19 protein-coding genes and 1 tRNA gene are annotated in these 20,038 nt (G+C 40.2%); 3 read left to right on the top strand and 17 right to left on the bottom strand.

Going from position 1 to position 20,038, the window contains the following annotated elements; genetic code table 11:
- Nucleotides 1-2: 2 nt before the first annotated feature.
- The 6 genes from era to HMPREF2926_RS07075 form a co-directional block, all read right to left on the bottom strand.
- Nucleotides 3-902: a GTPase Era gene (gene era, locus HMPREF2926_RS07100; protein WP_003004993.1), complete on the bottom strand. Its 900-nt coding sequence runs from the start codon at nt 900-902 to the stop codon at nt 3-5.
- Nucleotides 903-931: 29 nt separating this feature from the next.
- Entirely contained in the window at nt 932-1,330 is a 399-nt protein-coding gene (locus tag HMPREF2926_RS07095) for a diacylglycerol kinase family protein (protein WP_070587079.1), read from the bottom strand.
- Nucleotides 1,311-1,808 (bottom strand): rRNA maturation RNase YbeY, encoded by a 498-nt coding sequence (ybeY, locus tag HMPREF2926_RS07090; RefSeq protein ID WP_070587077.1) that lies wholly within the window; start codon nt 1,806-1,808, stop codon nt 1,311-1,313. The genes HMPREF2926_RS07095 and ybeY overlap by 20 nt, the downstream gene beginning before the upstream one ends.
- A 97-nt stretch (nt 1,809-1,905) precedes the next feature.
- Complete coding sequence (tetB(46), locus tag HMPREF2926_RS07085) at nt 1,906-3,642, bottom strand: tetracycline efflux ABC transporter Tet(46) subunit B (protein WP_070587076.1); 1,737 nt, start codon at nt 3,640-3,642, stop codon at nt 1,906-1,908.
- A gap of 1 nt (nt 3,643) precedes the next feature.
- A complete protein-coding gene (gene tetA(46) / locus HMPREF2926_RS07080) occupies nt 3,644-5,368 on the bottom strand; it encodes a tetracycline efflux ABC transporter Tet(46) subunit A (protein WP_070587073.1) in 1,725 nt (574 codons plus the stop codon).
- A gap of 547 nt (nt 5,369-5,915) precedes the next feature.
- Nucleotides 5,916-7,130, bottom strand: a complete 1,215-nt coding sequence (locus HMPREF2926_RS07075) for an MFS transporter (protein WP_049472915.1) — start codon at nt 7,128-7,130, stop codon at nt 5,916-5,918.
- A gap of 132 nt (nt 7,131-7,262) precedes the next feature.
- On the opposite strand from HMPREF2926_RS07075, the gene HMPREF2926_RS07070 reads away from it, so the two are divergent.
- Nucleotides 7,263-8,108 carry a helix-turn-helix domain-containing protein gene (locus HMPREF2926_RS07070; protein WP_049472913.1) on the top strand — a complete coding sequence of 282 codons (846 nt, stop codon included), beginning with the start codon at nt 7,263-7,265 and terminating at the stop codon, nt 8,106-8,108.
- Nucleotides 8,109-8,753: 645 nt separating this feature from the next.
- Here the strand turns inward: HMPREF2926_RS07070 and HMPREF2926_RS07065 are convergent.
- A tRNA-Thr gene (locus HMPREF2926_RS07065) sits at nt 8,754-8,826 on the bottom strand.
- Nucleotides 8,827-8,876: 50 nt separating this feature from the next.
- The gene (locus tag HMPREF2926_RS07060) at nt 8,877-9,446 is read right to left on the bottom strand and encodes a GNAT family N-acetyltransferase (protein WP_049496009.1); all 570 of its coding nucleotides are present in this window, start codon (nt 9,444-9,446) and stop codon (nt 8,877-8,879) included.
- Between the two features lie 200 nt (nt 9,447-9,646).
- Here HMPREF2926_RS07060 and ald point away from each other — a divergent pair, with 200 nt between their 5' ends.
- Nucleotides 9,647-10,759: an alanine dehydrogenase gene (ald, locus tag HMPREF2926_RS07055; RefSeq protein WP_070587072.1), complete on the top strand. Its 1,113-nt coding sequence runs from the start codon at nt 9,647-9,649 to the stop codon at nt 10,757-10,759.
- A gap of 332 nt (nt 10,760-11,091) precedes the next feature.
- Here ald and HMPREF2926_RS07050 read toward each other — a convergent pair whose 3' ends face one another.
- The 8 genes from HMPREF2926_RS07050 to rplK form a co-directional block, all read right to left on the bottom strand.
- The gene (locus tag HMPREF2926_RS07050) at nt 11,092-12,084 is read right to left on the bottom strand and encodes a PhoH family protein (RefSeq protein WP_049472909.1); all 993 of its coding nucleotides are present in this window, start codon (nt 12,082-12,084) and stop codon (nt 11,092-11,094) included.
- A gap of 79 nt (nt 12,085-12,163) precedes the next feature.
- Entirely contained in the window at nt 12,164-12,379 is a 216-nt protein-coding gene (locus HMPREF2926_RS07045) for a YozE family protein (RefSeq protein WP_031576407.1), read from the bottom strand.
- A gap of 10 nt (nt 12,380-12,389) precedes the next feature.
- Nucleotides 12,390-13,244: an RNA-binding virulence regulatory protein CvfB gene (gene cvfB, locus HMPREF2926_RS07040; RefSeq protein ID WP_070587071.1), complete on the bottom strand. Its 855-nt coding sequence runs from the start codon at nt 13,242-13,244 to the stop codon at nt 12,390-12,392.
- A 99-nt stretch (nt 13,245-13,343) separates the two neighbouring features.
- On the bottom strand, nt 13,344-13,901 hold the full coding sequence (frr, locus tag HMPREF2926_RS07035) for a ribosome recycling factor (RefSeq protein ID WP_003005165.1): 558 nt from the start codon (nt 13,899-13,901) through the stop codon (nt 13,344-13,346).
- A gap of 19 nt (nt 13,902-13,920) precedes the next feature.
- Complete coding sequence (pyrH, locus tag HMPREF2926_RS07030) at nt 13,921-14,652, bottom strand: UMP kinase (RefSeq protein WP_003005706.1); 732 nt, start codon at nt 14,650-14,652, stop codon at nt 13,921-13,923.
- A gap of 389 nt (nt 14,653-15,041) precedes the next feature.
- Nucleotides 15,042-16,484, bottom strand: coding sequence for an APC family permease (locus HMPREF2926_RS07025; protein ID WP_070587069.1), 1,443 nt, complete (start codon nt 16,482-16,484; stop codon nt 15,042-15,044).
- A gap of 128 nt (nt 16,485-16,612) precedes the next feature.
- Nucleotides 16,613-17,302, bottom strand: a complete 690-nt coding sequence (gene rplA, locus HMPREF2926_RS07020) for a 50S ribosomal protein L1 (RefSeq protein ID WP_003005355.1) — start codon at nt 17,300-17,302, stop codon at nt 16,613-16,615.
- Between the two features lie 97 nt (nt 17,303-17,399).
- Complete coding sequence (gene rplK / locus HMPREF2926_RS07015; protein WP_003005369.1) at nt 17,400-17,825, bottom strand: 50S ribosomal protein L11; 426 nt, start codon at nt 17,823-17,825, stop codon at nt 17,400-17,402.
- A gap of 160 nt (nt 17,826-17,985) precedes the next feature.
- Between rplK and HMPREF2926_RS07010 the strand changes: the two genes are divergently transcribed.
- Nucleotides 17,986-18,330: a DUF3397 family protein gene (locus HMPREF2926_RS07010; protein ID WP_070587068.1), complete on the top strand. Its 345-nt coding sequence runs from the start codon at nt 17,986-17,988 to the stop codon at nt 18,328-18,330.
- A gap of 92 nt (nt 18,331-18,422) precedes the next feature.
- Here the strand turns inward: HMPREF2926_RS07010 and HMPREF2926_RS07005 are convergent, their stop codons facing one another.
- Nucleotides 18,423-20,009: an ATP-binding cassette domain-containing protein gene (locus tag HMPREF2926_RS07005; RefSeq protein ID WP_070587066.1), complete on the bottom strand. Its 1,587-nt coding sequence runs from the start codon at nt 20,007-20,009 to the stop codon at nt 18,423-18,425.
- Nucleotides 20,010-20,038: the final 29 nt, after the last annotated feature.

Here is a 20,038-nt window from a genome sequence, read left to right as displayed (position 1 = left end):
TCTTAGTATTCTTTTTCGTTGTACCCGAAATCGGCAAGATCCAATTTCTTATCCCGCCAATTTTTTTTGACCTTGACCCAAGTTTCTAAGAAGACCTTGTCTCCTAGCATGAGCTCGATATCCTTACGCGCAAGGGTTCCGATCTTCTTGAGCATGGCGCCACCTTTTCCGATGACAATGCCTTTTTGGCTATCGCGTTCCACCATGATGGTTGCACGGATATGAACCTTATCTGTTTCTTCATCCCGCTTCATGGAATCCACTACTACTGCAACAGAGTGGGGAATTTCTTCTCGTGTCAAGTGCAAGACCTTTTCACGGATCATTTCAGAGACCAAGAAACGCTCTGGGTGGTCAGTAATCTGATCAGCAGGGAAATATTGGAAACCTTCTTCTAAATTTTCGCTCAAAATATCAATCAAACGCGAAACATTGTTTCCTTGAAGGGCTGAAATCGGCACGATTTCCTTGAAGTCCATCTGACTACGGAAGTCATCGATTTGCGCCAAGAGTTGGTCAGGGTGCACCTTGTCGATCTTATTGACCACCAGAATAACCGGCACCTTAGCAGCCTTGAGGCGTTCGATAATCATATCATCGCCCTTCCCACGTGGCTCGTCTGCTGGGACCATAAAGAGAACGGTATCCACTTCTCGAAGGGTACTATAGGCCGACTCCACCATGAAGTCTCCAAGGGCTGTCTTGGGTTTGTGAATCCCTGGGGTATCGATAAAGACGATCTGTTCCTTATCGGTCGTGTAGATTCCCATAATCTTATTGCGCGTTGTTTGCGCCTTGTCACTCATGATGGCAATCTTTTGCCCCATGACGTGGTTCAAAAATGTTGACTTCCCGACATTGGGACGTCCTAAAATGGCTACAAAGCCTGATTTAAATGTCATATTATCCTTTCACGAGGGCATGCTCCCTCTTATCCAAATACCAAGGCCCAGAATTTGGGCACAAAAATGATCAATCCTGTCACCAAGGCAAAAACTGATACAACGAGGACCGCTCCAGCCGCCATGTCTTTGGCATTCTTTGCCAACATAGAGAAATGGTAGTTACTGGCTAGATCCACCACATTTTCAATGGCTGAATTCATAATTTCAAAAGCAATCACCAAGGTAATGCTGAGCAATAAAAAGAGCCATTCTGTCGCAGAAATCCTAAATACCAAACCAGCAAGCATTGCTACAAGGGCTGATAAGGCGTGCTTGCGCATATTGCGCTCTTCTTTGATCGATGTGAAAATTCCTGTTATCGCAAACTCCAGGCTTGAAGTGAAGTCTCGATTTTTCCATTTTCGCTTATTGTCTTGTGAGTCCATAGGCTGTCAAAATCTCTTCCTGTAAGCCAAACATTTCCTTTTCTTCTTCTGGCGTATAGTGATCATAGCCATTGATGTGAAGAAAACCATGCACTGCTAAAAATCCCATTTCGCGCTCAAAGCTGTGGCCATATTCTTCGGCTTGCTCACGCGCTTTCTCAATTGAAATAAAGAGCTCACCAATATAGGTATCGAATTCTGCCATCATCTCTGCCAATTCTGGATTTTCTGCAAGATCTTCCTCATCAAAAGAAATCTCCATCTCTGGCTTGTATTCTAAACTGATGACATCCGTCGGACGATCCGTATCACGGTATTCAAGATTTAGTTCATGACTGCGTTCATTGGTTACAAAAGTCACAGCCATTTCCTTGTCTTCTTTCCCAATTTTTTGAGCAGCAAATTCTAAAATTTCTTGCGTTTGTTTTAAGATTTCGTCAGAGACTTGACCCGTCTCATCTACCATTTCAATATACATCTGGATCACCTCACTATTATCACTTTATTATATCACAAAAACCAGCCTATATACTAGATACAGACTGGTTTTCAATCTTTTTCTTTGCAGGACAATCTTACACCACTGTTTGCTGGATGGCATTCATCTGGGCATAAATCCCGCCTTGTGCAACCAGTTCCTCGTGTCTACCACGCTCCACAATGCGTCCTTCAGATAAGACTAAGATCTGATCCGCATCTTGGATAGTTGACAAGCGATGGGCAATGATAAAGGTGGTCCGGCCCTTTTGCAGGACTGCCATAGCTTGTTGGATGATTTCTTCTGTTTCCGTATCAATGTGAGAAGTTGCCTCATCCAAAATCAGAATTTGCGGATTCATATAGAGCGTCCGCGCAAAGGAAATCAATTGGCGCTCACCACTTGAAAAGGCGGATCCTTTTTCTACGACTGGATAGTCGATTCCCTTTTCAAGGCGCTCTACAAAGGGCCAAGCTCCGACTTTTTTCAAGGCATCTTGGACCGCCTCCCGATCAATGTGATCCTGACTCATGGCCACATTACTAGCAATGGTTCCTGTAAATAGATAAGGATCCTGCAGAACAATCCCCATGTGGCTTCGCAGGCTCTCACGAGAGACTTGGCGAATATCTTGACCATCGATCAAAATCACTCCTTCTTGAGGATCATAAAAACGATAGAGCAGGTTCATAATCGAAGACTTACCCGATCCAGTATGGCCCACAAGAGCGATGGTTTCCCCAGGACTTGCCTGAAAGGCAATATCTCTCAGAACTGGCTTGCCTTCTTCATAAGCAAATTGAACATCGTCAAACACGACTTGAGCCTTTTCTATTTTCAGTTCCAATGCACCATCGTCCTCTAAGGGTTGGTCTAAGAAAGCAAGGACGCGACTCCCCGTTTCTAAGGATCGCCGAATATTTGGGAATTGACGACTAAGATTGGCCATGAGATCAAATAGATTAATGACATAGTTAATATTGATAAATAAGAAACCAGCCGTCACACCGATATTGCCTTGTAGGAAAGAAATCCCAGCGATGGTCAAAATACCTGCAATCACTAAAAACTTGAGCAATTCCGTCAAGGTCCAAGAAGCAATGGAATCGGCTAAGAGGATTCGATCATTGGCCCCTAACATCTTCTGTGTAGTGGCTTCAAACTCCTCCACCACACCAGGCTCTTGATGATAGAGCTGAATCATACTGGCACCATGCAAGAGTTCATTGACCTGGGTATTGACCTCGCTTCGCGCATCAAAGAAATCCTTCATCGGCTGGTCCGTCATGACCTTGTAGAGATACTGGATCCCATAGAAAATCGGAAAGACCAAACAAAAGAGAAGACCCATCATAGGACTCAGGTAAAAGAGAATCCCTAGGATAAAGAGAAAGCGTACCAAATAGATGACTAGTATCATACAAGAGTTATAAAACTGGGTCCTCAAGGTCTCCGTATCATTGACAATTCTTGTCGCGATCTTCCCAGCCGGCTTGTCATCAAAATAAGAAATAGGCAGACCTTGCATGACTTGAAAGGCTTGGTCTCTCAGACTAGCCGTTACTTGATTGCTTCCGTGTAGCAAGATCCGATTTCCTAGGTAGCTAATCAGCTGTCCTAGGCTCAAGACCAAGAGATAAAATGCTCCCATCTGAAGCAAGTCCCCTTGTCCTCCACCGTGGGTCAGTGCAGTCAAAGGCCCATCAATCATCTTTTGGAGAAGAAAAGGAGACAATTCAGAAAAAATGGTGGCTAGTAAGAGGCAAATAAAGCCGGAAAGAAAGACAGTCGGATAATGAGTAATCCAAGATAATAATCGTTTCAATACTTTCATCTTATTCTCCTTCCTGTTTTTGTTGCCGTTGGTATTGTTCATAATACCAGCCCTCTTGAGCCAGTAAATCACTAACTCTACCTTCTTCGACAATCTGTCCTTGATCCAAGACGATGATCCAATCCGCCTGATGGACAGCAGACAAGCGATGGGAAACAATGAGGGTCGTCTTACCTTTTCGCTCTGTTTGAATAGTGTCGATAATGGCTTGTTCGGTCTTAGCATCCACTGCCGAAAGGGAATCATCTAACAGCAAGAGCTCTGCATCCCTTAAGAAGGCACGCGCCAGAGAGATTCGCTGTTTTTGACCTCCTGATACAGAGACTCCTTTCTCACCAATCAAGGTGTCCATTCCCTGAGACATCCGCTCAAGATCATCTGCAAAAGCAGCTTGGGCTACAGCTTCCACCAAATCCTCTTCACTAGCACCATTTTTACCCAGAGCAATATTGTCACGAATGGATTTTGAGAATAAAATATGTTCTTGGGAAACATAGCCGATTTTAGCTTCAATGGAGTGTCGGTTGTAGTCCACAATCGGTTGCTGGTTGACCAAGAATTCTCCCTCACCAACTGGGTACTGCCGCAAGAATTGTCGAACCAGACTAGTCTTTCCTGCTCCGGTACGACCAACAATTCCAACTGTCTGTCCTTTCTGAATGGTCCAATCAATGCCTGATAGACTCTTTCGCTCAGCACCAGGATAGCTGAAAGAATAATCCTTAAACTGCACCGAATCAATCTGCTCTAAATAGTTAGGACCATCTGGTTCGAGATCATCCGTTTCATCAATCACTTCTTTTAATTTTTTATAGGACATTTGCCCTGTCTGATAGACCAAGATCAGGTCCGCCATCATCCACATAGGTTCAATTAAAAAGACCAAATACAACTGCAAAGCCAATAACTTGCCAAGGCTCAATTGCCCGCTTGCTAAGGACCGGCCTCCAAATACTAAGAGTAAGACCGTCGAAAAACCAATAAACAACAGGGCTAAGGGGCCAAAAGAATATTGGATAGAAGCAATTTTGTCCCCTGTTTTGGATAGACTGGCTGTTTTCTTCTGAAACTGTTTGACCTGCTGGTCCCGTTTACTATAGGCCCTCATGACCCGAATCCCCTCGATGGACTCCAAGACTTCATCATTCAACTGAGCGACTGCTTCCCGGTTTTGCTCAACATACTCCTCCTGCTTTCTACTCAAAAAATAGGTAGAGACGACGAGGAAGATCATGGGAATAAAGGAAATCAAGGTTAATTGCCAAGAAATGAAAAACATGGTCGGAATAATAAAGGCAAACAAGCCACCGCCAAACAGGAGCACCATCATCCCGTAACCAGCCATATCAGCCATGCCATCCACATCTGTCGTGAACCGCGTCAAAAGATCCCCTGAACGGAATTTCTCAAAAAAGGGACGCCGCATAGCTACTAGCTTACGAAACGCTTGACCCTGAAGGGTCGCCTTGAAATGGACTGACGACTGAAAGAGTCGCAACTGCCAATAAAAAGCCGTCAAATAATTGAGGATGGCTGACCCTACCAATAGGACCATATCCCATACAAAGTTCGATTGCGTCAGCGTCTGCTGACTCAAATGATCCACTAAACGCTGGATAACTTGCGTCGGGATCAATAAGGTGTAATCATAAAGAATCAGGACCATAGCGATCTTCACATATCGCCACTTGCGCTCCCTGATATACTCCCAAATAGCTCTGATCATATATTCTCCTTTTCAAAATGGCACAGAAAAAACCCAAGCAAGGAGCTGAGTACGTGCTCAGTCCACACTTGGGCCTTCTGATGCCTATCACCAATTCAGTTAAGGCAGGTAAAAATGCATACAAAAAACCCAAGACAAACTCCTCCATCTTGGGTTCCATTTATAGTTTACATCGAACTCAACTGAGATTGGAGAAGCTGTGTATTCAATTGTGTCATCAAAACATCTACTTTGTTCATGATGGTTTTCTCCTTTCTCTTTGTTGTTCTAACTTTACCACGGATTTCCTTGCTTGTCAACGTTTTTTTGAAAATTGTTGAAAAAAGCCGGACTATTACCTCAAATCGTAATGGGTTCTTCCTATTTCGACTATAAATAATTCTTAGTTAGCTACCAAGTTTATTAACGGTAACTATAGATAACAGGTGTTTATAAAGCAATCAAAATACCATATGACAAATATATTTATATGGCATAATTTCCTCTATCGTGATTATTATTTATAAATTAAATAGATCTGATCTATTTGTGAGACTATACTCAATTTTCATTCCAAACCATTAGGTTCATTTTCTGATGACTGTTTAGAATTAACAAAAGAAAGCAATATCTTTATAAAAAGACAGAATAAAACTTGGAATAATGCAATAATAGAGAAAATCACTGCAGAATGAATTTTCAAAATAGAAAAAACAAAAGTTCCAACTGGAGATAAGACCAAAGATAGTAATGAAACAGTACTAAAAACTCTACCTAAAAATTCTTCTGAGATCTCTGATTGAATTTTTGAAAATATTTGAACATCGAATATCATAATGAATAAAGAGCTTATTCCAAAAAGCAATATTATTAAATAAATATTATCAATAAAAACAATTGGAACCAATGCAATTGAAGACATAAGCAAAAAGTTACAACATTCAGACATAGTGAAATCATTCTTAAAAAACTTATTGATGTACGCTCCAAGTATTTTCCCAATAGTTTGAACTGCTAATATATATCCATACATATAGGAAACATTAAAAAATTTATTTATAAATGGCAAGTAAAGTTCTATACCCGCGACGAAAAAATTAAGTACGGATACTAATATCAAAATAATGAAGAACTCTTTTCTTTGAAGGATATAACAAAATCCCTCAATGATACTTTTCATTATATCTAATTTTTTAGCAGTTTTTTGATTTTTAAAACCTTGACTTTTAATAACAAATTTTGATTCTATAATCGCAGAGATGGCAAAACTTAATGAATTTAGTAACATTGAAACTTTGAAACCAAATAGAGAAATAATCCAAATTCCAAAAAAGGGAACTAATATATTAAAAATCTCTGCTAAACTTCTACTGTATGAATTATATATGTATATGGAGTTTTTATCCAATAGGTCTCTAACTATTGCTTTGTAAGCAGGATTGTTAAAAGAATTTAGAATAGCTAGTATGATATTAACAATTATTAACACTATTGCACTATTAGGCATATCTAGAAATAAAAAAGCAACAAATGTTGAAATAGCAGCAACGATATCCGTTAAAATAAGTATTTTTTTCCTATTTCCAAAATCTGCAACAAAACCTCCTATTAAGTTAAAAAATATTTGTGCTATTACCTCTGTTGATTGATAAACTGACATAAAAAATACTGACGATTTTGGTAATGTAGAAATGAATATTTTATTTGCGTAGTCATATACCCTATTTCCAAAATTATTAGTTTGTCCCCTAGAAATAAGTAATATTATATTTTTTTTACTCATATCTCTACAATCTCCCTTCAAAAATTGATTAATAAAAATTTAAACAAATTTTCATATCAATTTTCCTTTTCTTTTTTAAGTATTGTATAATAAATAAAAACTATTTAAACTTTTGTTGTGAAAGTGGGAAAAATGAAATCTAAACTTGGTCAAACACTTAGAAAAATACGCAAGAGTAAACAAGTAAGTATCTGTGCTATCGCAGACAAACATCTATCAAAATCACAGATTTCCAGATTCGAACGTGGAGAATCTGAGATATCTTGTATTAGACTTATCAACATTTTAGATAAATTACACATCTCATTGGATGAATTTCTTATTCTTCATGATACTGAATATACCCAAACGATATCATTTGGCAACTTAATGCAATATATCCGTAAAGAGTATTCCCTACAAAATGTTGATAACATTAAATCCTTACTCACTAATTCTACAATTTATCAACTCAATTCATTGGAACGAACTATGGTAAAATCAATAATCTATACATTGGATAATAAGATTTCACCATCCGAGGCAGAATTAGAATCTTTGACTGATTATTTGTTCAAAGTTGAAACTTGGGGATACTATGAAATTATATTATTAGCAAATTGTATCCGAACCATTCAATATAATTCTGCTTTTTTATTAACAAAGGAAATGATAAAAAATTTTATTTACTCAACATTGAATAAGACTAATAAAAAACTCGTTACTCAGCTGGCAATTAACTGCTTAATTGTAAGCATTGACAAAAGAAAATTTCAAAATTGTTCTTATCTAATTTACGAGATCAAAAAATTATTAAATAATGAGTTCAACTACTATGAACAAACTGTATTTCTATATGCTACAGGCTACTATGAATTTAAAATAAATAATAGAAGTGGTCTAGAAAAAATGCAACAAGCTCTAAAAGTGTTTGAAATTTTAGGAGAAAATAGTATCAAGTCACAGTATCAGCAACATTACAATGAGCATGTGGAATAATATCTTTTATTTATTAAATAGTTCGCACAGAAATTCTGTACCCATGTCTTAAAACAGGATGTATAATATAGGGTGTAGAAAAACTGTTCTTTTTTTACAAATCCAATAAATTCTATCAAAATAAAAGAATTTATTTGTTAGAATTATTCAACCATCTACAAAAACTTTCCGCCGTGAGAAAAGTGCCTGAAACTATAACGTTTCAGGCACTCGGAATTATTGAGACCTTAGGCTCAATAATTAGTCATGGAACTTCATAGAAGTTCGCTGACGTCCGTACTCACCTAAGGAAAGTTTTTAAGAAGACCTTTTCCTCAATCTGATAATATAAATTACTTTGTCCAATAAACAACTAATCTTAATAAGATTAACATCCATATGACTTTCATTACTTAAAATATAAGTCATAATATTTTCAAGACTCACTTCGGGTAAATTAAATTGTGAATTGGATTATTGTACTGTATCCAAAAAATTTGACAAATACGGTCTGTGTGTTGGCTCGGATAGAAAAAACTTAAATCTTGTTAGTTAAACTTTAATTCAATAGCTATTATGACAGTTAAAGTAGCCATTAAGTTTTTTCGAACCTTTTAAGACACAAAAAAGAAGCCTAGATCCTCTCTAAGCTTCTCTCTTCTGCTATGCTAGTTGCCGGGATTGAACCGGCGACCTCATCCTTACCATGGATGCGCTCTACCGACTGAGCTAAACCAGCAGTACCTATCTACTATATCATGGAGATAGGACTTTTGTCAATATCCTGACTCATTTTTCTGCCAAATATTCTTCCTTCGTGAGGACATAATGAACTCTCGTCACCATTCTCCCTTCTTCATGCAAGTCTAGCATCGCGTAGGGCTCCTCGTGAGAATATTTCATACCTGATTTGGCCATCACCCGTCCAGAAGCTGGGTTGTCCTGATCATGAACAGCAATGAGCTTGTTCATCCCTAACTGTTCAAAAGCCAAGGCAATGACTGCCTTGGTAGCCTCTGTCGCAAGACCCTGGTTCCAATAGTCTTTATTCAGAACATAGCCGATACTCCCCTTCTTCAGAGAAAGATCCAAATCCAGTAAATCAATCGTCCCGATAAATTTGCCATTCTCTTTGAGCTCGATCCCCCATCTTCCAAGTGGGCTCGCTAGGTAAAAGAGGGCAATATTATTACGCGTCTCTTCTAGACTTTGATTAGTTGGAAAAGTGTAGCGCGTAACTGTTTCATCAGAAGCATACTCAAACATAGCCGGTGCATCTTCAAGAGTGACCGGACGCAAGTGCAAACGCTCTGTTTCCACTTCACGATAAGCCGCTAACTTCACATATAAATTTTCCATTTGACACTCCTTCTTTAGGGATTAGTTTAGCAAATAACATAAAGGAAGGCAAGCTCAAATTTTTCTTGCTTTTTAACCCACTTTTCTATACAATAAAATCAATCAAAACAATCAGATAAGGAGTAAAAAGGTCATTGAGTCAAGAGAGCAATCTCACACCAATGGCCTTTTTACACCTAAATCTGAGCAAGGAGGCAAGAATGCTCATTGGAATTCCTAAAGAAATTAAAAACAACGAAAATCGGGTCGGTTTGACACCTGCAGGCGTACAAAGCTTGGTGAGGAAAGGTCATCAAGTTTTGGTGGAAACAAATGCAGGACTAGGTTCTGGCTTTGCGGATGAAGATTACACGAAGCAAGGGGCAACCATCGTTGCGACTGCAGCAGAAGCTTGGGCCACTGAAATGGTGGTCAAAGTCAAAGAACCCCTCGCTGAAGAATATGGCTTCCTTCGCGAAGACCTCTTGCTCTTCACTTACTTGCATATGGCTGCCGCACCTGAATTAGCGGATGCTATGGTCTCAGCTAAAACAACAGGGGTGGCCTACGAAACGGTGCGTGACCTTGATGGACAATTGCCTCTCTTGGTGCCAATGAGTGAGGTGGCTGGACGGATGGCCGTGCAAATCGGTGCTCACTTCCTGACCAAACAAGAAGGTGGATCTGGTGTCCTCCTAGGCGGAGTGCCAGGTGTTCCCAAAGGAAAAGTCACTATCATCGGTGGTGGAGTCGTTGGAACTCACGCAGCTCGGATCGCCCTTGGACTCGGTGCCCAAGTCACCATCTTGGATATCAGCGCCAAACGTTTGGCTGTTCTAGAAGATGTCTTTGGTCATCAAATCCAAACCCTTATGTCCAACCCATTTAATATTGAGGCCAGCGTCCGTGATGCCGATGTTGTCATCGGAGCTGTCTTGATTCCTGGTGCTAAAGCTCCTAAATTAGTGACAGACGATATGGTTAAACAAATGCGTCCCGGTTCAGTCATCGTGGACGTAGCTGTGGACCAAGGTGGGGTTATTGAAACAGCAGACCGTGTCACAACGCATACGGAGCCAGTTTACGAAAAACATGGCGTGCTCCACTATGCCGTTGCCAATATTCCAGGGGCCGTCGCTCGTACCTCTACCATCGCCCTTACCAATGTGACCCTTCCTTATGTTGAATCCCTAGCTGACAATGGCTTCCACAAGGCAATTGCCCTCGACGAAGGCCTGCGCCAAGGGGTCACCACTTACCAAGGTCACATCACAAGCCAACCCGTTGCTACCGGTTTAGAGAGCGACTTCACACCAATTGATGAATTGGTTTAAACTATCATAAAAAAATCACCATCGAAAAAAACAAACAACTTATTTTTTTCATATGAACTAATTAAAAATGTTTTGGAAAAAACAAGTTGTTTTGAATTTTTTAAATCATTTTCAGAGACTTTCCGCCGTGAGAAAATTGCTTGAAACAATTTAGTTTCAAGCACTCGGAATAATTGAGACCTTAGGCTCAATTATTAGTCATGGAACTTCCTGGATTGCTGAAATCATCCACTGGATAATTTCACCTAACCTCCGTTCTCACCTAAGGAAAGGCTAGGAGATGATTTTATCGTCAATTTAAGGCAAAGATCTGATGATCTTTGCCTTTTCTTTTATTCTTCTTCCACATCCAGTTTTTCTTTGACAACTGGATTCGGAATGGGTTCGTAGGCCCGGATAATCTCTGCTACTACTGGATGACGAACGACATCCTTGGCAGAGAAATGCACAAAGTCAATTTGAGAAATGTTCTTCAATTTCTCCTGAGCATCAATCAAGCCGGATTTAACATTTCGAGGAAGGTCAATCTGGCTAGTATCCCCATTGACAATCATCTTAGAGTTAAAACCAAGACGGGTCAAAAACATCTTCATCTGCATGATGGTGGTATTTTGCGCTTCATCGAGGATGACAAAGGCATCGTCCAAGGTCCGCCCCCGCATATAAGCCAAAGGCGCAATCTCGATAATCTCCCGCTCCATCATCCGAGTTGTTTGGTCTTTCCCTAAAATCTGGTAAAGAGCATCATAGACCGGTCGTAGATAAGGGTCCACTTTTTCTTTGAGATCCCCTGGTAGGAAACCAAGGCTCTCTCCAGCTTCTACAGCAGGACGGGTCAAAATGATCCGCTTGACCTGACCACGCTTGAGGGCAGTCACGGCCAAGGTCACTGCTAGGAAGGTTTTCCCAGTCCCCGCTGGTCCAATCCCAAAAGTGACATCATGGTTCTTGACACTATCGACATAGATCTTTTGACCAAGCGTTTTAACCCGAATGGGCTTGCCGTAACTATCCTTGATAATCTCTTCTTCATAGAGAGCGATGAACTTATCCAATTCCCCATTTCTCACCATGGTAATGGCGGTCACCACATCCGGCGTTCCAATGGTCATGCCACGGTTGACGAGGACCAAAAGAGCCTGGATGACTTGACGAACCTGCTCGCAGGTTTCTTCTTCCCCAATGATTTGGACGATTTCTGTCCGGGCGTGAATAGTTACCCCAAATTCTTGCTCCATCAAACGAAGATGGCGTTCGTTAGATCCAAACAAATGAAAGAGATCGTCTGGATGCGTTAATGTAATTTCAACTGAATGTTCTTGCAAATAAAGAACCTCTCTACCTGTGTTTTTCTATTATTATAACAAAGAGGCCGAGAAAAAACCATCCTCGACCTATCCTTCTCTAGTGGGCTTGGTATTCTTCCCAAATCACATCAAAATCACCAAGATTAAAGGAAAAGCTGGCATGCTCTTCTAGATAGCGACTGACCTCGTCGAAGTCATCTGTATGCTTGGGAAAAGCAGACTCGTGAAAAGCAAGATCTGCTAGAATGGCCTTAGGAGCATTGCTTTTAGGATTGCGCTCCGTCATCAGCCAAGTATAAAACGATTTTCGCATAATCCTCCTCTTAGTTCAACTCTGTTCCAAACTGGTCTTGCTTGATTTTTTTGGCCTTCATCAAACCACCCAAAGCCTTTTTGAACTGGCCTTTTGAAATCCCAAAAGTTGCTTTGATTTCTTCTGGAGAGGACTTATCATTCAAGGTCATAAAGCCTCCATTGGCTTCCAAATAGGTCAAAATCATTTGGGCATCGTTTTCCAACATCTCAAAGGAGCGTGGCTTCAGCGACAAGTTCAAGGTCCGATCCACCTCACGGAATCCAATGACCCGAGCATCTAGGACTTGTCCCAAACGAGGTTCTGCATAGCGCTCACTTGGGTGGATAAAGCCCAGCATATTGTTCTCTGGAAGGTAAACAAAGGTTCCAGACAATTTCAAGCGGTAGACAATGGCTGGCCAGTTTTGGTTTTGCATATTGTTATAGGCTGGACGAGCCAAACGCTGGAAATCTTCCTGGTAGGCTAAGATCCCCCAAATCCGATCTTTCTTATCGACTTCTAAGCGAATATAGAGACGATCGCCCTTTTTAGGCCATAGATCTTTGATCTCCGGTAGGATATCTAGTGAGACAACAATCTGCTTATCTGGAAGTCCTGTATCCACGAAGACTCCCAAATCCTTGCGCACCTCCGTGACCGTTCCCCAGCCAAAGCTTTCTTGAGTTGCTGTGACTTCAAGTGTGGTGAGTCGGAGCTTTTGCTTCATATCCGTATAGGCAAAGCCCTTGACACTTTCTCCGACTTGATGTGGGCCTTCTGCTTTATCAAGCGCGTAGGTCTGGCCATCTTTTTGAACAAAATAGAAGTGATCATTTTCATCAATGACCATTCCCATGATGTAGCTTGCTAGATTCGTATTCATGTTTCCTTCTTTCCTCTTGCCTCTTCACAAGAATAATGGAAATAAAACCCAGCCAGCAGTGCCAACTGAGTCTTTCTTTCCTGTAATGGTTGGGATGGATTAAACTTCCATCAATTCTTTTTCTTTGTGCGCTGTCATTTCATCTACATGCTTAACAGCGTCATCCGTAACTTTTTGGATCTCTTTTTCAAGACCTTTCAATTCATCTTCTGTGATTTCTTTTGCTTTTTCTTGTTTCTTCGCTTCATCCATAGCATCGCGACGGATGTTACGGATCGCTACTTTAGCATTTTCACCCACTTTTTTCACTTCTTTTGCCAAGTCACGACGAGTTTCTTCTGTCAAAGCTGGGATAACCAAACGGATAACAGATCCATCGTTGGCTGGAGTGATGCCAAGGTCAGAAGCATTGATGCTGTGCTCGATGTCTTTCAAAGATGATTTATCAAATGGTGTGATCAACAAGACACGTGCTTCTGGAATAGTGATAGATGCCAATTGGTTCAAAGGAGTCTCTACTCCGTAGTATTCTACGAAAATACGATCCAAAAGACTTGCGTTTGCACGTCCAGCACGGATGCTACCAAATTCACGTCCCAAACTTTGGTGAGACTGGGTCATTCTTTCTTTTGCTTTTTCTACGATTGGGTTTGCCATAATCTTCCTCTATTTTCTATTATTTTTCTACGTTATTTGATACGGTTGTACCGATATTTTCACCAAAGACAACGCGTTTGATATTGCCTGGTTCATTCATATTAAAGACAACCAAGTCAATGTCGTTGTCCATGGAGAGAGTAGAGGCTGTTGAGTCCATGATGCGAAGACCTTTGTTGATCACATCACGGTGAGTCAATTCCTCAAATTTCACAGCTGAAGCATCTTTTTTCGGATCGGCATTGTAAACACCATCGACCCCATTTTTAGCCATGAGAATGGCATCTGCTTCAATCTCAGCTGCACGAAGGGCTGCTGTCGTATCTGTTGAGAAGTAAGGAGAACCGATCCCTGCACCAAAGATCACGATCCGATCTTTTTCAAGGTGACGGAGGGCACGACCACGGATATATGGTTCTGCAACTTGTTGCATCGCAATCGCTGTTTGAACACGGGTATCCACGCCAACTTGTTGAAGCGAATCAGCCATCACAAGGGCGTTCATGACAGTACCGAGCATACCTGTGTAGTCTGCTTGGACACGATCCATCCCTGCTTCAGCAGCAGGTTCTCCACGCCAAAGGTTTCCCCCTCCGATCACCAAGGCAATTTCAATTCCAAGTTCATGAACTTCCTTGATTTCTTGGGCCATATTTTGGACAGTTTTGATATCGATTCCGACACCACGTTCGCCAGCAAGGGCTTCACCAGATAGCTTGATTAAGATACGTTTATACTTAGGTTCTACCATTTTCTCTCTCCTTTTTCGATCTGTATTATTTTACCATAAATTACGCTTTTTATATAGTCATATCTATCAAAATTTTTCATTTTTCCAAAGCCCTTTGACAAGTGAAAATCCCAGTCCGAAGACTGAGATTTTAATTTGCTCTCTAAAACATTATAGAAACTTTCCTTAGGTGAGTACGGACGTCAGCGAACTTCTTCGAAGTTCCATGACTTAGTTTTGAACCTAAGGTTTCAAAACTACCGAGTGCTTGAACTATTATTATTTCAAGCACTTTTCTCACGGCGGAAAGTTTCAGAACATGCTTTAACCATTATAAAAAGAATATTTTAATCTTTTGCAAAAAATCTTATTATATTTCTTGTAAAAAAGTTGTCTTTTTCAACAATTTTTTAGGCTTTTTTCTTTTCACGACGGGCGATCCAAGGCAGGATAATCCCTAAGGCAATCAGGACAAGCGGAGTCAAGATATTGGTCAATAGAGAGAATTGCCAAGCAACTGGGTCCACCTTAAAGTCGACTTTTGGAACCATCCCCAAAATACAGGCAAAAGCCGTAAACAGGAAGCACCAAGCCCCTATGATAAAACCAAGATTTGGGCTCTTGGTCATCTTGTATTCTGCATCCTTGTACTTCTTCCAAGCACGATTGAGCATAATATAGGCAAAGAAAACCCAGAGATACCGCATTGGCATCACAACAGAGTTCAGATTGGTCATCCATTTTACCAAGCCATCGATTTCTTGAATCCCAAAGAGGGGAACAATGATGAGGAGACTAACCAAAATCCCTGTCAAGAGGTAACCATTAGTCAAGACACCTTTCTTGCTGCGTTTGCGAAGCCAAGAAGGAATATATTCTTCGTCCGCATTATGGAGCAAGATTTGAAGAGGAGCATCAATCGAAAAGGCCAGGGCTGCGATTTGTCCAATCATATCTGTAAGAGCATAAATAATCACCAAGACATTCCCAACTCCCCAGTGTTTCCCAAGAATTTGGAATGCTTGGAAGGCTCCATTTCGCATCAAATCTTCTGGAATATGTCCACTGTCAAAGAGCATCCCCATAGCTAAGGAACCAAGGATGGCAGAAAGTCCAACCATGATCGCCATGACAATCATTCCTTTCGGAAATTCACGCGCAGGATTACGGGTTTGATTGACGTAAGGCGAGATCTTCTCAGCCCCACCTACCGCAAAGACTAAGAGAGAAATGGTCGTGAAATATGAAAAGTCAAAATTTGGAATATAGGTGCTCACCTGATCCATATGTTGGGTTGCAAACTTCATACCTGGATTGATGAAAGGAACTCCAACTGCCAAAAGGACAAAGAGGAAGGACATGATCAGCATGGCACTACCAGCTAAGCCACCAATGACTTTCAAGGTCGTCAAACCTTTGGTAGAGAGATAGAGAAAAATTCCAAAAATGATCAAGCAAAGGATAACCACCCATTGGATACTTAAGCCACTCACAAATTTGTCATTCCCTTGGAGAACCCAACCGAGAGAGATCAAAATCCGTTGAGGCTTTTGAGCTAAATAGGGAATGTGTACAACCCAGTAGGTCCAGGCCGCGAAATAGGCAAGGCGCTTTGTAGAGGTCTTTTCAACCCACTCGCTGACACCACCCCCACTTTCTTTAAAGGTTGAACCCAGTTGACCAACAATCAAAGCATAGGGGATGAAATAGATGGCCAAAATCAAGATCCAAGAAACAATAACAGAAATGCCTTGGGTCGAATAGTTATTCACGACATTTCCCAATCCCCACACCATATTAAAAGCAATGAGTGAGACCATGAGCCAATTTAATTGGTTGTGATCTTTCTTCATAATAGATCTCCTTATTTTTTGATAGATCTAGTATAACATTTTACTTTAAATTTGTAAGCGTTTTCTGCAATTTTTGTTAAAACTTTTTGATACAAAAAAAGCTACCCGAAGGCAGCTTTTCATTTCAATTAAAGTGAGTTAACATCCACTTTGATACCAGGACCTTGAGTTGTAGTCAAAGTCAAGCTAGTTACGTAAGTACCTTTAGCTGTAGCTGGTTTTGCTTTTTGGATTGTGTCGTTGAAAGCTTTAAAGTTTTCAACCAATTTAGTATCATCGAATGAAACTTTACCGATGATCGCTTGAACGATACCTGCTTTATCAGCACGGTAAGTGATTTTACCACCTTTAGACTCTTCAACTGCTTTCGCAACATCCATTGTTACTGTACCAGTTTTAGGGTTTGGCATCAAGTTACGTGGTCCAAGGACACGTCCAAGACGTCCAACAAGAGCCATCATGTCAGGTGTAGCGATAACAACGTCGAAGTCCAACCAACCATCGTTGATTTTCGCAACAAGGTCATCTTCACCTACGAAGTCTGCACCAGCAGCTTTTGCTTCTTCAGCTTTTGCACCACGTGCAAATACAAGTACGCGAGCTGTTTTACCAGTTCCGTTTGGCAATACCATTGCACCACGGATTTGTTGGTCAGCTTTTTTCACGTCGATGTTCAAGTTGTAAGCAACTTCTACAGTTGCGTCAAATTTTGCAAAGTTAGTTTCTTTTGCAAGAGCTACAGCTTCTTCTACGCTGTAGACTTTTGTGCTGTCGATTTTTTCAAGAGCAGCACGAAGTTGTTTGCTTTTTTTAGCCATTTTATCTTTCTCCTTGTAATGTGGTCATATCGATTTTCATCTCCCACGTCACTCGTCATTTGATCAAGTGTATTGCGGGCAAATAGGATTGTTACAATTAGTCAGTAACAGTGAATCCCATAGAACGAGCAGTACCTTCGATCATACGCATTGCAGACTCAATGTTTGCAGCGTTCAAATCTGGCATCTTAGTTTCAGCGATTTGTTGTACTTGTGCACGAGTTACAGTTGCAACTTTCGTTTTGTTCGGTGTACCTGAACCTTTTTCAACACCTGCAGCTTTTTTCAAAAGAACAGCAGCTGGTGGTGTTTTTGTAACGAAATCGAATGATTTGTCTTCATAAACAGTGATAACAACTGGGATGATCATACCAGCTTGATCAGCTGTACGAGCGTTAAACTCTTTAGTGAATCCCATGATGTTGATACCTGCTTGACCAAGCGCTGGACCAACCGGTGGAGCTGGAGTAGCTTTACCAGCAGGGATTTGCAATTTTACAAGTTTTTCGACTTTTTTAGCCATTTCTTAAATCCTCCTTTGTGGTTTTGGCGGTAATTACAGATTTTTACCTCCCACAAGTATGCTTTGTGCATACCTTTCTATTATACACGATTTCTCTTTTTTTGCAAGAAAAAATTAAAATATAGTAAACTTTTTTTTCGTTTTATGATAGAATGAAGCTATGTTAATCAAAGTTGCTTCTGTATTATTTATTTTTTTAACGCTGATTCTGAGCGGCATCATTGTTCACCTCTTTAAACTCCAAAAAAGAGGATGGCGATCCACCGATATTGCCTTTCCTTTATTTGCATTGGAGTACTACCTGATCTCAGACAGTGCCTTTTACCACAGCCTCTTACCACTGCTAGCCTTGAGCCTTTCGCTTTTGGCCTTGGGGCTAACGATTTATTTCTTAAAAAAGAAAAAGAGTTTTTATTATCCGAAATTTATCAAATACTTCTGGCGCGCTGGATTTCTGGTTACCTTCTTCCTCTATCTGATCCTAACCGCTAGTTTGTTTATCTAATACTGAAAAAGATACCATCTTGCTTCATTTCAAGGTGGTATTTTTTTGACAAACTACGACGATTTGAATAAACTAGGAAGTCTTTACCATTGTTAATGATTCATTTTTATAATTTTATGATCGACAATCTGATAAATAGAATCGTAATCTTCTTTCTGGTATTTATGAGCGATTTCTATTAAGGTACACTTTTGTTGAGCCAATATTTTTCGAATCTCTCTTGCATTTGTTTCATCTAATGCTGCTGTCACCTCATCGGCTAATAAAATCGGTTTTGGTCGGAGAATACACCGTGCAATTTCTAGTTTCATCATTTGTCCTCCAGATAAATTCTGTGGATCTACTTGATACTCTAAATCTCCAGCCAATTCGTCCCAAAGATGAACAGATTCTAAAGCTTTTTGAAGTTGGTCATCTGAGAACTCCTGAAATAGAGTCAAATTTTCTCTTACAGTCCCCTTAAATAGATAAGGTTTTTGATGAATGAGATTGACCCTGTCGTAAGAAGGATAGCAAGATTTTCCTTTTCTATTTATCAATTCAATACTTCCACTATATTCCTTATCTTCTCCACATAATAAGTGAAACAGGGAAGTTTTACCACTTCCACTGGCACCCGTGAGAAGTACTTTCTGACAAGCATCAATTGTCAGGTTTGTATTTCTAAAGATCAAATGGTCTCCAAATGTCTTTGTTAAATCATCGATCTGAATACTTAGCTTTTCTGTCAAAGGTTCTAAAATAGTTGTCGTCTCATTCACTTCAGGCATTTCCAAAATCGACACAACTTTCTTTTTGACAACCGTTGAGCCTTGCAAATTAGATGTCATTTCTAATAATTGTTGCAAAGGGGAGATTAAATTCATAGAAGCCGTCATCATGGCGATGAGTGTTGTCAAAGACAGGGCCGTAGAAGGAAGAAGCAATAAACCCGTTAACAAGGGGGCAATAAGTCCTATTCCTTTTAAGGGACCTGTCCAAAACATGACTAAATTGTGAGTCGTATAGTAGGTATATTGTTGATGCTCCGTTTCACTAATTTCTTTCAGAACATGTTGAGAAAATTCAGTTCCCGCTTGATTGCTTTGGATGGTTTGAATTCCTTTGCTAAAATCGGTGATACTTGATAAACTTTTCTTTCTTGCCTTACTTAGCTCTTCCCCACGTTTTTGTAGGAGTTTGTTAAATACAAACTGAGGAATGATCATCAAGAAACCACCTATTGTAAAGAGACAACCAATAAAAAAGTTCTGCATGATGAGATAGACTATAGATGCTAGAATGGATAAGCCAAATACTGGATAAATGAGCATAGGAGTCAAAAATTCTTGCCAAAACATCGGAATATCCTGTGTTAAAAATGAGTTTAACTCTGCCTCTGTATACTCTAATTTTTTTAGATGAAAGTAGGTTAACGTTCTCTCCGAGATCAATATATTAAATTCTTTGATGATCGATCTAACAAGAAGATTATCGACATACATACATGCATAGATCAATACAAATAGAGCAATTCCTCCTATACCAAAGACAAGTAAAGCGCCCTTATCTCGCGGATTAATCTCACCTGCAAACTGAATAATAAGCGATAACAAAAGCCCTTGAAGTGAGTACAAGACAGCAAATAGCACATATAACATCAATTTCCATTTAGATAAACTTTTTATAATGATTTGCATCTTATTTTTCTCCTTTCCCTTTTTATAGA

It is taken from the genome of Streptococcus sp. HMSC078D09, assembly GCF_001813675.1.
In the GTDB taxonomy this organism is placed as follows: domain Bacteria; phylum Bacillota; class Bacilli; order Lactobacillales; family Streptococcaceae; genus Streptococcus.
This window is presented reverse-complemented; position numbering and strand designations above follow the sequence as displayed.

Bases quoted from the DNA above. Each gene is read 5' to 3' on its own strand.
- era (WP_003004993.1), bottom strand. From the start codon at position 902: ATGACATTTAAATCAGGCTTTGTAGCCATTTTAGGACGTCCCAATGTC.
- HMPREF2926_RS07095 (WP_070587079.1), bottom strand. From the start codon at position 1,330: ATGGACTCACAAGACAATAAGCGAAAATGGAAAAATCGAGACTTCACT.
- ybeY (WP_070587077.1), bottom strand. From the start codon at position 1,808: ATGTATATTGAAATGGTAGATGAGACGGGTCAAGTCTCTGACGAAATC.
- HMPREF2926_RS07075 (WP_049472915.1), bottom strand. From the start codon at position 7,130: ATGAGTAAAAAAAATATAATATTACTTATTTCTAGGGGACAAACTAAT.
- HMPREF2926_RS07070 (WP_049472913.1), top strand. From the start codon at position 7,263: ATGAAATCTAAACTTGGTCAAACACTTAGAAAAATACGCAAGAGTAAA.
- HMPREF2926_RS07060 (WP_049496009.1), bottom strand. From the start codon at position 9,446: ATGGAAAATTTATATGTGAAGTTAGCGGCTTATCGTGAAGTGGAAACA.
- ald (WP_070587072.1), top strand. From the start codon at position 9,647: ATGCTCATTGGAATTCCTAAAGAAATTAAAAACAACGAAAATCGGGTC.
- HMPREF2926_RS07045 (WP_031576407.1), bottom strand. From the start codon at position 12,379: ATGCGAAAATCGTTTTATACTTGGCTGATGACGGAGCGCAATCCTAAA.
- cvfB (WP_070587071.1), bottom strand. From the start codon at position 13,244: ATGAATACGAATCTAGCAAGCTACATCATGGGAATGGTCATTGATGAA.
- frr (WP_003005165.1), bottom strand. From the start codon at position 13,901: ATGGCAAACCCAATCGTAGAAAAAGCAAAAGAAAGAATGACCCAGTCT.
- pyrH (WP_003005706.1), bottom strand. From the start codon at position 14,652: ATGGTAGAACCTAAGTATAAACGTATCTTAATCAAGCTATCTGGTGAA.
- HMPREF2926_RS07025 (WP_070587069.1), bottom strand. From the start codon at position 16,484: ATGAAGAAAGATCACAACCAATTAAATTGGCTCATGGTCTCACTCATT.
- rplA (WP_003005355.1), bottom strand. From the start codon at position 17,302: ATGGCTAAAAAAAGCAAACAACTTCGTGCTGCTCTTGAAAAAATCGAC.
- rplK (WP_003005369.1), bottom strand. From the start codon at position 17,825: ATGGCTAAAAAAGTCGAAAAACTTGTAAAATTGCAAATCCCTGCTGGT.
- HMPREF2926_RS07010 (WP_070587068.1), top strand. From the start codon at position 17,986: ATGTTAATCAAAGTTGCTTCTGTATTATTTATTTTTTTAACGCTGATT.
- HMPREF2926_RS07005 (WP_070587066.1), bottom strand. From the start codon at position 20,009: ATGCAAATCATTATAAAAAGTTTATCTAAATGGAAATTGATGTTATAT.